This window comes from Paraburkholderia fungorum (assembly GCF_046026025.1).
In the GTDB taxonomy this organism is placed as follows: Bacteria; Pseudomonadota; Gammaproteobacteria; order Burkholderiales; family Burkholderiaceae; genus Paraburkholderia; species Paraburkholderia fungorum_E.
The window spans coordinates 66795-80355 of the sequence record NZ_JAQQFL010000030.1; the positions used below are offsets into that span (position 1 = coordinate 66795).

At 60.2% G+C, this 13561-nt stretch carries 10 protein-coding genes; 5 read left to right on the forward strand and 5 right to left on the reverse strand.

Features of this window, described 5'->3' with window-relative positions:
- Positions 1-521: 521 nt before the first annotated feature.
- The 4 genes from PQR67_RS27820 to dnaA form a co-directional block, all read right to left on the reverse strand.
- Positions 522-2039: a Fic family protein gene (locus PQR67_RS27820; protein WP_408466052.1), complete on the reverse strand. Its 1518-nt coding sequence runs from the start codon at positions 2037-2039 to the stop codon at positions 522-524.
- A gap of 473 nt (positions 2040-2512) precedes the next feature.
- Positions 2513-4987 (reverse strand): DNA topoisomerase (ATP-hydrolyzing) subunit B, encoded by a 2475-nt coding sequence (gene gyrB, locus PQR67_RS27825; RefSeq protein ID WP_408466053.1) that lies wholly within the window; start codon positions 4985-4987, stop codon positions 2513-2515.
- A 114-nt stretch (positions 4988-5101) separates the two neighbouring features.
- Positions 5102-6205, reverse strand: coding sequence for a DNA polymerase III subunit beta (gene dnaN, locus PQR67_RS27830; protein WP_120347106.1), 1104 nt, complete (start codon positions 6203-6205; stop codon positions 5102-5104).
- 219 nt (positions 6206-6424) lie between these two features.
- On the reverse strand, positions 6425-8059 hold the full coding sequence (gene dnaA, locus PQR67_RS27835; RefSeq protein WP_408466054.1) for a chromosomal replication initiator protein DnaA: 1635 nt from the start codon (positions 8057-8059) through the stop codon (positions 6425-6427).
- Positions 8060-8460: 401 nt separating this feature from the next.
- Here dnaA and rpmH point away from each other — a divergent pair, with 401 nt between their 5' ends.
- The 4 genes from rpmH to yidC all read left to right on the forward strand — a co-directional run bounded on the left by rpmH (position 8461) and on the right by yidC (position 11117).
- Positions 8461-8595 (forward strand): 50S ribosomal protein L34, encoded by a 135-nt coding sequence (gene rpmH / locus PQR67_RS27840; RefSeq protein ID WP_004198824.1) that lies wholly within the window; start codon positions 8461-8463, stop codon positions 8593-8595.
- 31 nt (positions 8596-8626) lie between these two features.
- Positions 8627-9106: a ribonuclease P protein component gene (locus PQR67_RS27845; RefSeq protein WP_408466098.1), complete on the forward strand. Its 480-nt coding sequence runs from the start codon at positions 8627-8629 to the stop codon at positions 9104-9106.
- 88 nt (positions 9107-9194) lie between these two features.
- Positions 9195-9425, forward strand: coding sequence for a membrane protein insertion efficiency factor YidD (yidD, locus tag PQR67_RS27850; RefSeq protein WP_007180115.1), 231 nt, complete (start codon positions 9195-9197; stop codon positions 9423-9425).
- 30 nt (positions 9426-9455) lie between these two features.
- Positions 9456-11117, forward strand: coding sequence for a membrane protein insertase YidC (yidC, locus tag PQR67_RS27855; RefSeq protein WP_408466055.1), 1662 nt, complete (start codon positions 9456-9458; stop codon positions 11115-11117).
- A gap of 117 nt (positions 11118-11234) precedes the next feature.
- Here yidC and PQR67_RS27860 read toward each other — a convergent pair whose 3' ends face one another.
- Positions 11235-11702 (reverse strand): XRE family transcriptional regulator, encoded by a 468-nt coding sequence (locus PQR67_RS27860; protein WP_408466056.1) that lies wholly within the window; start codon positions 11700-11702, stop codon positions 11235-11237.
- A 359-nt stretch (positions 11703-12061) separates the two neighbouring features.
- Between PQR67_RS27860 and mnmE the strand changes: the two genes are divergently transcribed.
- Complete coding sequence (gene mnmE / locus PQR67_RS27865; RefSeq protein WP_408466057.1) at positions 12062-13456, forward strand: tRNA uridine-5-carboxymethylaminomethyl(34) synthesis GTPase MnmE; 1395 nt, start codon at positions 12062-12064, stop codon at positions 13454-13456.
- The last annotated feature ends 105 nt before the right edge of the window (positions 13457-13561 follow it).

Consider the following 13561-nt stretch of genomic DNA (forward strand, 5'->3'; position numbering starts at 1 on the left):
GGTCGCATCCTTCAGATACCGCCAGTTCGGACGAGTGCATGGCGACCTCGCACGGCGTGGGGTCAACAGTCCTCGTTCGCGCTGACCTACCTTGCCCTAAAGGCCTCTGAGATCAAAGACGGATACAGCGGGTTGGACTTGTCCCTCAGGCTCACGTCAATGCTGAGGCAGCCGGAACTGACGAGCGCTATTTGACGGAGATAAGCGCTACATGGCGCTACTATCGGGAGCGGGCCCATGTAGTCATGTGCGCGACGTACCACGAACAACCTCTATGACTGTGCGCGCACGCCGTGAAGCCAGGCTGCCGGGCGATACGCTCAGGCGTCTTAGTCAATGCCGCGTGGTGCCCCCGAAGCGATTCGCGAAATCCCTCCCGCGCCACAAGTTCTTTCTCCCGGCATCGAAAAATCCATTCTTCAGTCGTGAAATTTTCACAATACTAGGGATTTTCACTTGTTCCTCGAAAAACATGCAGGTTTTCGGGTGCGCTCAGCAAGCGTCGCGGGTTGGCCTGCGAATCAAGGGGAGCCGGTGTCTGCGGCGTCGACTGAACCGCCGGTAGCCTCGGGAAAAGACTCCGTGACCACTTCCTCAATGCGAGCGATGACGCTCTCGGGCAGGTAATAGTATTGCTTCCGCTTATTTGCCGAGAGCTTTCCATTGTTGGACTTCACCATGCGAATGAGGGCCGACAGGTCCGACTGACTCAGGTCGAATTCCGCGTCCAGCTGCCTGAAAGCTTCGTCGTAACCGCTGAGCCAGCTGAGCTTCTCCGGCAGTTCTGTCCGGATGGCCTCCACCAGCATCTCGTGCAGGAAACGCACTTCCCGACTGGCGTCAAAGAAACGATACGGGCGACCTCCCGGATTCTGGGTCACTAGCGGAGCCGGCTCGCTCATCACGTAGTCCCACAACCGGGTGGTTGGGACCGAAAAGCCTTTGAGAACGTCAGCGTATTCTGCTTCGTGACGAAGGATGACGGCCGAAACCGGAACGATGGCTCCGCCACGCAGGCGTCGCGCGCCGTTAAGCACATGGTGGATGATGAAGCGATGAATCCGGCCATTGCCATCCAGGAAGGGGTGCAGGTAGACGAATCCGAAGGCGGCGCACGCGGCTCTTACCAGGGTATTCGGGCAGCGAAGGCCGATTTCGTTGATGAAATGCTCCCAGCCTGCCATCGCCTGCGGAAGGTCTTCAGGCGGAGGCGGAAAGAATGTGACGCGGCGCGTGCCATCCTCGAGCCAGTTCTGCTTCGTCCGATAGGACGCCTCCTGACTGAACACCTCGCGAACGATGATGTTTTGCAGCCCGACCAGCCAGTCCTCTGTCACCAGCTTCTCTTCGCCAGCGTGGGCCAGGACCTGAACAAACCGCTCAGCCTTGTCCGCGCTGGGTTTTTCTCGTTCGATGCTGAAACTGCTCCGCGTCTCCGACAGGTAGAGGTAGCTGACAGCCCGGGCATAAAACGTCGGGTCCGTCAGGCTGTCCAGTGTCTCGGAAGCTTCGTTGAGAAGCTCATCGAGCGTCGGGCTTTCGGGTAGGGCCGAGCGACGCACGAGTGGGCAGAAGGCAGAGGTGCCTGGCAGGTTATCCCGGACGCGAAACTTCGAGTTGTTCGCCGGGCGTTCGGCAGTGAAATACTCGTCTTTTGGAAGCGCGTCGACGTATGGGCCTGTCGGTGTGGCTTCGACGGAGAGGCTTTTGCCGGTTAGCCATTCCCACAGGAAGCAGGCGCGACGGATGTGCGCCCCATTGGGCGACTCTGTGAGGCGGCGAACGAGCTCTGTGTCGGGCGCGTGTTCGAACACGGCGTCGATGACTTCGAGGTTCACACCCTCGTGGCGCAGGGCGAACTCAAGATGACCCACCGGCGTCGATTCGAGAGCGACGTTGCGTGGGAACCAGAAGCCATTGTGCGCAGGTACTCGCCGATTCACTGAGCCGCTAATGAAGCAGGGGTGCGTGAGCGGCCGGACAGGCAGGTTAAAGGTTCGAATCAGGTGCTCGTAACCGACGGGTTCCAGACTGGCCATGGACTCGAAATTTTTTCACTCGATTCGAGATTTTATCACCCAAGTGTACTTTTTTAGATTTTCATCGAAAATTATTCACGACACATCAGATTTGGAGGCCCCGTGGCTATCTGGGTTCCCCGTTCAGTGATGGCGATACGAGACCCCAAAGCCACTCTTACTACGACGCTCCGGCGACCAAGAGTTCGCTGTGCGTGAGTTGGCCGGTGCTCTCGCTGGCAAAATCGCTTTCACTACACTGGCTGAAGCGCAAACGAGACCCGCAACGAGCGAAGACAGCAGAAGTCGGGCTGAAAAGCCCCTGATTGCTGCCCAGAATGAGAAAACGACGGCCACCTCGATGAGGTGGCCGTCGTTCTTGCGGCTTTGACTTTAATTAGATGCCACCAAACTGAGCTATCGGAGCTCATCCATCATGAAATTTTCAGTGGATAAGTCCCAAAATCTCAGCTTATGGTTCCCGCTACATTCTCTCAAACGTCAATATTCCCCGCCCGCAACGCATTCGACTCAATGAAAGCCCGCCGCGGCTCCACATCATCCCCCATGAGCGTCGTAAAGATCCCATCAGCCGCAATAGCATCCTCAATCTGCACCCTCAGCAAGCGCCGCACCGTCGGATCCATCGTAGTCTCCCAAAGCTGCCCAGGATTCATCTCGCCCAGGCCTTTGTATCGCTGCTTGGAAACATTCCGTTCAGCATCGGCAATCAACCACCGCATCGCGCTCTTGAAGTCGGTAACCGCGATACTCCGCTCGCCGCGCTTGATCATCGCACCCGCGCCGATCAACCCCTTAAACGTATCCGACGTCGTCAAAAGCTGCTGATAATCCGCCGTCAGCTGAAACTCCTGATCCAGCACCGAAACCTTCTGATTACCATGATGCGTCCGCGAAACACGCAGTGAGCGCAGCTCACGCACCGGGTCATACATCGTCGTCACCTTCACCTCAGGCTTCAACGGATCGTCCCGAAGCTTCGCCTCAAGCGTCTTCGCCGAGCTCTCAGCCGCCTGCTCCGAAGACAGATCGATCGCGACCCCATCCATCACCGCCTCAAGCGCGCCAGCGTCGTACAACCGGCTCAGCCGATCCACCACGCCTTGCGCCAACAGATACGAACGCGCCAGCTCACCCAACGCATCGCCGGCGATCGGCGTCGCATTCTCGGACGGCACCAGCTCCGACCCATTCAGCGCCAGCTTGAGCATGTGCGCGTTCAGCTCGGTCGCATCCTTCAGATACCGCTCGTCCTTACCCGCCTTGATCTTGTACAGCGGCGGCTGGGCGATATAAATAAACCCGCGCTCGATCATGTCCGGCATCTGACGATAGAAGAACGTCAGCAGCAGCGTCCGGATGTGCGCGCCGTCCACGTCAGCATCGGTCATGATGATGATGCGGTGATAACGCAGCTTGTCGAGGTTGTAGTCGTCCTTGCCGATCCCGCAACCCAACGCCGTAATCAGCGTCACAAGTTGTTCCGAAGAAAGCAGCTTGTCATAGCGCGCCTTCTCCACATTCAGCACCTTGCCGCGCAGCGGCAAGATTGCCTGAAACTTCCGGTCACGCCCCTGCTTCGCCGAGCCGCCTGCGGAGTCGCCCTCGACGATATAAATTTCCGACTTCGCCGGGTCTTTCTCCTGGCAATCCGCCAGCTTCCCAGGCAAGCCGACGCCGTCGAGCAAGCCCTTGCGACGCGTCATTTCACGCGCCTTCCGAGCCGCATCGCGCGCCCGCGCCGCATCGACAATCTTGCCGCAAATGATCTTCGCGTCGTTCGGCGTTTCCAGCAGGAATTCTTCGAGCGCCTTCGCGACCACATCCTCCACCGGCGCGCGCACTTCCGACGACACCAGCTTGTCCTTGGTCTGCGCGCTGAACTTCGGCTCCGGCACCTTCACCGACAGCACGCACGAGAGCCCTTCGCGCATGTCGTCACCGGCCGTCTCGACCTTCGCTTTCTTCGCGACTTCGTGATCCACGATGTACTTGTTCAACACGCGCGTCATCGCCGCACGCAAACCGGTCAAGTGCGAGCCGCCGTCGCGCTGCGGAATGTTGTTCGTGAAGCACAGCACGTTTTCGTTGTAGCTGTCGTTCCACTGCATCGCGACTTCGACGACAATGCCGTCCTTCTCGCCGCTCACGTAGAAAATGTTCGGGTGCAGCACGGCCTTGTTCTTGTTGATGTACTCAACAAAACCCTTCACGCCGCCCACAAACGCGAAATCTTCTTCCTTGCCCGTGCGCAGATCGCTCAGCTTGATTCGCACGCCGTTATTCAGGAACGACAGTTCGCGAATCCGCTTGGCCAGAATGTCGTAGTGATATTCGACATTGCCGAAGATCGTTTCGTCGGCCATGAAGTGCACTTCGGTACCGCGGTTTTCGGTGTCGCCAATTACCTGAATCGGCGACACAGCCACGCCGTCGATCTCTTCGATCACGCGGTTTTGCGGCACGCCACGATGGAACTCCATGAAGTGCTTCTTGCCGTCACGGCGCACCACAAGGCGCAGCCACGACGACAGCGCGTTCACGCACGACACGCCCACGCCGTGCAGGCCGCCGGACACCTTGTAGCTGTTCTGGTCGAACTTGCCGCCGGCGTGCAACTCGGTCATCACGATTTCAGCGGCGCTGCGCTTCGGATCGTGCTTGTCGTCCATCTTGAGACCGGTCGGCACACCGCGGCCGTTGTCGGTGATCGAAATCGAGTTATCCGCGTGGATGGTCACCTGGATGTCGTTACAGTACCCGGCCAACGCTTCGTCGATCGAGTTGTCGAGCACTTCGAATACGAGGTGATGCAGGCCGGTGCCGTCCGATGTATCGCCGATATACATCCCGGGCCGCTTGCGCACCGCCTCCAGACCTTCAAGGATCTGAATGGACGAGGCGCCATAGCCGCTGTTATCGGGTTGCGAATTGTTCGTTTCAGTCATGGATTTTTTCCGGTTCTGCGTTGCTGCTGGGTTGCTGCTCGGGACTTTTCAAAACACCATAAAAACGCCAAAGGGGCACTGCGCCCCTTGGTGTCTTCTTGATTTTTGGACGCGTTAGATGCGCATCGGCATCACGACGTATTTGAATTCGTCGTTCTCGGGAATCGTGATCAACGCGCTGGAGCTGGCGTCGCCAAGGCTCACTTGCAACATGTCGACCTTCAGGTTCGCGAGCACGTCGAGCAGATACGTGACGTTGAACCCGATATCGACGCTGTCGCCGTCGTATGCGATTTCCAGTTCTTCCTGCGCCTCTTCCTGATCGGCGTTGGTCGACATGATCTTCAACTGGCCCGGCTCGATAATGCAGCGCACGCCCTTGAATTTGTCCGACGTCAGAATCGCGGCGCGTTGCAGCGAGCGCTGCAGTTCTTCACGGCCGATCAAGAACTGATTCTTATGCGACTTCGGAATCACGCGCTGGAAGTCGGGGAATTTGCCTTCCACCAGCTTCGACACCAGTTCGACCTGGCCGAACGTGAACTTCACCTGCGTCGGCGCGATGTCGATCTTCAGCGTGTCGTCGATGTCTTCCAGGAGACGCTGCAATTCCAGAATCGTCTTGCGCGGAATGATGACTTCCTGGCGCGCGAACGAGCCTTCGATCTTCATCGACGAGAACGCGAGGCGGTGGCCGTCGGTTGCGACTGCCATCAGCTGGTCGCCGTCCACCACCAGCAGCATGCCGTTCAGGTAGTAGCGGATGTCCTGCTGGGCCATCGAGAAATGGACCATGCCGAGCAACTGGCGGAACGTTTTCTGGGGAACCACCAGATTCGCGCCGTAGTCTTTAGCCTGAGCGACGGTCGGGAACTCGTCGGCCGCGAGCGTTTGCAGCGCAAAGCGGCTCTTGCCGGATTGCACGGTCAAACGCTTGTCGTTCAAGGTCAGCGTAACTTGCCCGTCGGGCATGGCGCGCAGAATGTCGAGGAGCTTTCTTGCTGCCACCGTGGTCGCGACCGAATCGCCGCCCACGCCGAAATCAGCACGCGTGGTGATCTGCAACTCGAGGTCGGTCGACAGGAACGACACGTCCGGGCCGTTCTTGGTAATCAGCAAATTGGCGAGGATCGGCAACGTATGGCGGCGTTCGACGATGCCGCTCACAGTTTGCAGCGGCCTGAGGAGGTTATCGCGTTCGGTCTTGACCAGTTGCATAGAGTTCCTTCGTTGATATGACGGCCTGCACGCCTGACTTGCCAGCCTTACAGCGCGCAGCCGCGGCTCCCCGCCGGCGCCACGCAGCGCCTGTCACGGCGTGAATTCCGCCCGCGGCCGCCGGGCGGTTAAACCTGTATTGTGCCTGAAAACGGAACCGCTCCACTAAAATGGGGGCGAGTTCCGAAATAAACAGGTCGAATTTTACGTTCGGCCTGCTCAACCTTTCAGCGTTTGCTCCAGCACGTGCAGTTCGTGGTTCAGCTGCGCGTCCGTGCCGCGCTCGGCGGCAATCTTGCGTACCGCGTGCAGCACGGTGGTGTGATCGCGCCCGCCAAACAACTCGCCGATTTCCGGCAAACTCTTCTGCGTCAGTTCCTTCGCCAGATACATCGCGATCTGGCGCGGCCGCGCGATGTTCGCCGGACGCTTCTTCGAATACATATCCGCGACCTTGATGCTGTAGAAGTCAGCCGTGGTCTTCTGGATGTTTTCCACCGAAATCTGCCGGTTCTGTACCGTCAGCAGGTCTTTCAGCGCCTCTTTCGTCACTTCAATCGTGATTTCGCGGCCGTGGAACTTCGAATACGCGAGGATCTTGCGCAGCGCGCCTTCGAGTTCGCGGACGTTCGAACGCAGATGCTTGGCGACGAAGAACGCGACGTCTTCATTCAGGCTCACGAACTCGGATTGCGCCTTGCGCATCAGAATCGCGACGCGCATTTCCAGCTCGGGCGGCTCGATCGCCACCGTCAGGCCGGAGTCGAAGCGCGAGATCAGGCGGTCGTCGATGCCGGAGATTTCCTTCGGATACGTGTCGCTGGTGATGATCACCTGCGCCTTGTTCGCGACCAGCGCCTCGAACGCGTAGAAGAATTCCTCTTGCGTGCGGGACTTGCCTGAGAAAAATTGAATATCGTCGATCAGCAGCAGGTCGAGCGAGTGGTAGTAACGCTTGAAGTCGTCGAACGCCTTGCGCTGGTAGGCCTTCACCACGTCGGACACATACTGTTCCGCGTGGATGTAGCGAATCCGCGCGCCGGCCTTGTCCATCAGAAGCTGGTTGCCGATCGCGTGGATCAGGTGGGTCTTGCCCAGGCCCACGCCGCCGTACAGGAACAGCGGGTTGTACGAGATGCCGGGATTATCCGCGACCTGAATCGCCGCGGCGCGCGCCAACTGGTTGGCCTTACCGGTCACGAAGTTGTCGAAGGTCAGCACGGGGTTGAGCTTCGAACGCTCGTACATCGAGTCGTTATCGCCGTTGCCGTTCGAGCTGGCGCTTTGGCCCGGACGCCACGTGCGGCGTGCCGCCGCGGCTTCGTTCGCGTCGAGGCTGGGCAGATCGAGGTCGGCGGCATCGTCAGCGGCCGCGCGGGCGTTCGCGTTCTGGTCGGCCGCGGCGCGTGCGTTCGCGTTGAGGTTCGCCATTGCGTTGTTCGCGCCGTTGGTGCGCGCGGCCTGCGACGCTTGCACGGCGCCGACGGCCGCGTCCACGGCGGCACCGCCACTGTTCGAGCCAGACGCATGGCCGTTACCCATCGAGCCAGGAGCGGAAGACGGACGCGACGGCGCCGACGACGCTGCCGCAGGGGCGCGCATGCCGGCTTTCGGGTCCAGAACAAATTGCACGTCGACCGGGGTGTGCCAGAAATCGCGGGCCATATCCGCGATGCGGCCGGAGAACTGGCTCTTGACCCAGTCGAGCTTGAAGCGATTCGGCGCGGCGATGCTAAGCGTGTTCGCAGCGGCGTCGAAGGCGACCGGGGCCAACGGTTTGATCCACGTCACGTACTGCTGGGGCGTAAGCTCACGCTCCAGCAATGCGGAACAGTGTTGCCAGAAATCGTTCATCGAGTTGCTGTCGTTATGTATGCACGGCGGTTCGCCGCTGCCCCTGTCGCGTCTACGCAACAAGGCCCTGAGCAGCTAGGCCGAACCAGGCGCAATGGCTCCGGGCGCTTGTGCCACAAGGGTTTGCGGGGCAAGCGAGCCGGAGCGGCGTGCAGGATTTTTGGGAAGTAAGGCAAGATTCTACCGCCAAAACGTCGGCGAAAGGGAGTTATCCACAGGGACGGATCATCCTGTGAACTGTTCTCGGGGACAGGCCAAACCTGGCTAAACTATTGACGGCCAAAAGAAAACCGGTTTAAATAGCGGGTTCCGCGAAAACCAATTCTGTAAACCTCCGGCCATTGCCGCTTCAGCGATGATCGTGCGGTTAATTTTCGATCAGTCGATCAAGTGAGAGCAACATGAAACGTACTTACCAACCTTCCGTTACCCGTCGCAAGCGCACCCACGGCTTCCGCGTTCGCATGAAGACCGCAGGTGGCCGCAAGGTCATCAACGCACGTCGCGCGAAGGGCCGCAAGCGCCTCGCCATCTAAGGCAGCGAGCGGATTGCGCGCTCTGTCTGTGATAAGCGAAGCCCGCGGCGAAGCGGGAGCGGCAGGGGCGCCGCAACTGGGCTCGAGTCCGTTGCGAGCGCAAGCCGCCTTCCCCAAAGCCGCAAGGCTACTGAAAACGGATGAATTTTCATCCGTTTTTCGTTTGCGCCCGTGGCGCCGTACCGCGCACTTTGTGGTGTACGGCCGGCCCACCGGCAATGACGCTCGCTTAGGTCTCGTGATCGGCAAGAAGTATGCGCCGCGCGCGGCCACGCGTAATCTGGTACGTCGAATCGCGCGTGAAGCCTTCCGGCTGCGTCGCGCGGAATTCGGCGGTTGGGATGTGCTGCTGCGTTTGCACACGCGCTTCGACAAGAAGGCTTTGCCGAGCGCCTCGTCGCCGCCGTTGAGGGCGCTGTGCCGCAGCGAGATAGAGGCACTGCTCGACAAGGCAGCGCGCGAAATTGTCCGTCGCGAAGCGCCGCCCGCGGAAGCGCCCAAGACGGAATGACGCTCAAGTGACCGCCCGCAGTGCAGCCCGGCTGCGCGGGCGTCACCCGGTACTCCACGTTGCGCGGCGCCGTCCGGCCGCACCAGCCATGCAAACGGTACTCATCGCTTTACTGCGGTTCTACAAAGTTGCTGTGAGCCCCATGCTCGGCAACCGGTGCCGTTTTTACCCTTCCTGCTCTGATTACGCGCGCGAAGCAATCCAGTATCATGGCGCCGCGCGCGGGACTTATCTCGCCGCCAGGCGTATTTGCCGCTGCCACCCGTTTTCCGCGGGCGGCATCGATCTCGTCCCGCCTCCCACTTCTGAAAAGCGCTGACGCGCCGTTCCATCGACACTGAGACAACGCATGGATATCAAACGCACCGTCCTATGGGTCATCTTTTTCATGTCAGCGGTCATGCTGTTCGACAACTGGCAACGCGACCACGGACGCCCGTCGATGTTCTTCCCGAGCGCCAACCCGACCAAGACCGTCGGTAGCGCCGCTCCGGGAACCACGACGCCGGGAACCCAGTCCGCCGATCTGCCGGCCACCAACGCAGCAGCGCCGGGCACTGCGCCGGCTGCTGCGGCCCAGGGCCAACTGATCAGCTTCAGCACCGACGTCTATAACGGCGAGATCGACACCCGCGGCGGCACGCTGTCGAAGTTGTCGCTCGTCAAGCAAGGCGATGGTAAGACGCCCGATCTGGTCATCACCCTGTTCGACCGCACCGCGAACCATACGTATCTGGCGCGCACCGGTCTACTCGGCGGCGATTTCCCGAACCACACCGACATCTTCACGCCGGTGCCGAACCAGCCGCACGATCTGACGGGCGACGCCAAGTCGTTCCAGCTCAGCCTCGAGTCGCCGGTGAAGGGTGGCGTGAAGGTCATCAAGACCTACACGTTCACGCGCGGCAGCTATGTGATCGGCGTCGACACGAAGATCGAGAACGTCGGGACCGCGCCGGTCACGCCGTCGGTCTATATGGAACTGGTGCGCGACGACCAGCCGGTGGAAACGCCGCGCTTCTCGCACACGTTCATTGGGCCGGCTGTTTACACCGACCAGCACCACTTCCAGAAGATGACGTTCAGCGACATCGACAAGAACAAGGAAGACTTCGTCAATTCGGCCGACAACGGCTGGATCGCGATGGTGCAGCATTACTTCGCGTCGGCGTGGATTCCGCAGCAAGGTGCGAAGCGCGACATTTATGTCGAGAAGATCGATCCGACGCTGTATCGCGTCGGCGTGAAGCAGCCGGTGGCGACCATCGCCCCGGGCCAATCGGTTGATGTGTCCGCGCGCCTGTTTGCCGGCCCGGAAGAAGAGCGCATGCTCGAAGGCATCGCACCGGGTCTGGAACTGGTGAAGGACTATGGCTGGGTCACGATCATCGCAAAGCCGCTGTTCTGGCTGCTCGAGAAGATCCACAGCTATGTCGGCAACTGGGGCTGGTCGATCGTGCTGCTCACGCTGCTGATCAAGGCCGTGTTCTTCCCGCTGTCGGCTGCAAGCTACAAGTCGATGGCGCGCATGAAGGCGATCACGCCGCGTATGCAAGCGCTGCGCGAACGCTTCAAGGGCGATCCGCAGAAGATGAACTCGGCGCTGATGGAGCTGTACAAGACCGAGAAGGTCAATCCGTTCGGTGGCTGTCTGCCGGTCGTGATTCAGATTCCGGTGTTCATCTCGCTGTACTGGGTGTTGCTGTCGTCGGTTGAAATGCGCGGCGCGCCGTGGATTCTCTGGATTCACGATCTGTCGCAACAGGATCCGTTCTTCATCCTGCCGGTGCTGATGGCCGTCTCGATGTTCCTGCAGACCAAGCTGAACCCGACGCCGCCCGACCCGGTTCAAGCCAAGATGATGATGTTCATGCCGATCGCGTTCTCGGTCATGTTCTTCTTCTTCCCGGCCGGTCTGGTGCTGTACTACGTGGTGAACAACGTGCTGTCGATCGCCCAGCAGTACTACATCACGCGGATGATGGGTAAGCCGAAGACGAAAGCAGCCTGATCGATGCGTTGCCTAAGGCGGGCGGTGGTAGCGCCCGCTGCCTGACAGGCAGAAGCAGAAGCAGGTCGTAAAAAAGCCGCCCGGTTTGCGCCGGGCGGCTTTTTTTATGACTCGACCTTATGACTCGGCCGATGGGCCTTTATCTTTCGATGTGCCTTCCGGCGCGGCGCCGGCTTCCTGTTGCGCGCCGCCATCGAATTCAGTGATCAGTTCTTCCACCAGATTGCGTTGACGCGGCGACAAACCCGCGAACCGGTTCGCCATCTGCGTCACCAACTCGACCGTTTCCGGCGTCATCGGATATTTCTCGCCACGGCCAAGCGGCTTGGCCTTGCCGGATGACGCGGGCCCGTAATGCAACCAGTGAATGTCTTTTTGCAGCCACGTCGCTAAAACCTGCAACTTATCGGGCTTTGGAATCGTCGTACCCGCGAGCCATTTGTGCGCGGTTTGCGGTGAGACGGCAGGGCCGCTTCTGTAGAGCAGATTGAATTCCCTGGCTAAATCGGTCCCACCCTGGACGTCGTTGGGGAGTGAGTCTTTCAGCCGTTTGGCGAAAGCTGCTTTTTCTTTGGAGGTCGGCATGGGCCCGATTGTGCAATTCGGCGCATAATCAGTGGACAACCAGTTACGCTACCTTATAGCCTAAATAAGCTATTTTTAGCCTGAAATCGCCACCGAATAACGCATTTCACGATTTCAACGAATCCCGTCTTTTCCTTCTGCAGTGTGCGTTTTGGGCATGCTGGCACGCCCATCTGTCGCAAATGTGTCTTAGGCTATCTTAGCTTATTTAAGATAAATCCCTATTTGTCTGATTAAAATCGAGGCACGCTAGGAATCCGGTCCGGGTCCAGAGCCGGTGGAGGCCCGCGTTACAATGCCCGGCGCCCACTCGTGCGCATTCAATCCCGCATTCACCCCCTTCTGATAGCCTCATTCCCATGCTCACCACCGATTCCGATCCGATCGTCGCCATTGCCACCGCGCCCGGCCGAGGCGGGATCGGGGTCGTGCGGATTTCGTTCGGCCGCGCGGGAGAAAGCGCCGCGCAGCCGCTGATGCAAGCGCTCACCGGCCAGGCGCTTGCGCCGCGGCATGCGAGTTACGTGCCCTTCCTCGACGGCGCCGGCAGCGCGCTCGACCGCGGCATCGCGCTGTACTTCCCCGCGCCGCACTCCTACACCGGTGAGCATGTGCTCGAGTTGCAGGGTCATGGCGGCCCGGTCGTGCTGCAACTGGTGCTGCAGCGTTGTATCGACGCCGGCCGCGCGTTCGCTCTGCGTCTGGCCGAGCCGGGCGAATTCACGCGGCGTGCGTTTCTCAACGACAAGCTGGATCTGGCGCAGGCGGAAGCCGTCGCGGATCTGATCGAGGCCAGCACCGAGGCCGCCGCACGCTCGGCCGGCCGCTCGCTCGACGGCGCGTTTTCGCGCGACATCCATGCGCTGGTCGAAGAGGTCATCACGTTGCGGATGCTGGTCGAAGCGACGCTCGATTTCCCGGAAGAAGAAATCGACTTTCTCGAAGCCGCCGACGCCCGCGGCAAGCTCACGCGAATCCGCGAGCGCCTCGCGCACGTGCTGAGCGAAGCGCGCCAGGGCGCGTTGCTGCGCGAGGGGTTGTCGGTGGTGCTGGCGGGGCAGCCGAACGTCGGCAAGTCGTCGCTGCTGAACGCGCTCGCCGGCGCGGAGTTGGCCATCGTCACGCCAATCGCCGGCACGACGCGCGACAAGGTCGCGCAAACCATCCAGATCGAAGGCATTCCGCTGCATGTGATCGATACGGCCGGCTTGCGCGATACGGAAGACGAGGTAGAGAAGATCGGCATTGCGCGCACGTGGAGCGAGATTGAGCGCGCGGACGTCGTGCTGCATCTGCTCGATGCCCGAACCGGCATGACCGCTGAAGATGAAACGATCGCGGGCCGCTTCCCGAGCGGTGTGCCGGTGGTGCGCGTGCTAAACAAGACGGACCTGACCGGGCTCGCGCCCACCGTGACACCGCTGGATGCCGATCTCGATCTCAGCGAAGTGCGGCTGTCGGCGAAACAGGGCGACGGCGTTGCATTGCTGCGTGAGGAATTGCTGCGCATCGCCGGCTGGCAGGCGGGCGCGGAGAGCGTGTACCTCGCGCGCGAGCGGCATCTGATTGCGTTGCGCGCGGCCCAGGAAAACCTGGCGACCGCTGCGGCGCATGCCGATCAGAACGCCCAGGCGCTGGATCTGTTCGCGGAAGAGTTGCGCCTCTCGCAGGATCAACTGAACTCGATTACTGGGGAATTCAGCTCGGATGACCTGCTCGGCGTGATTTTCAGCCGGTTTTGTATCGGTAAGTAGGAAGGGTTGTTTTAACTTCCATTAATGGCTTGCCTCAAAAGACTGACAAGCCATTTTACGTAATCTTCCCGCTCAACCGGGAACGCTATCTGTTGACCCAAACTT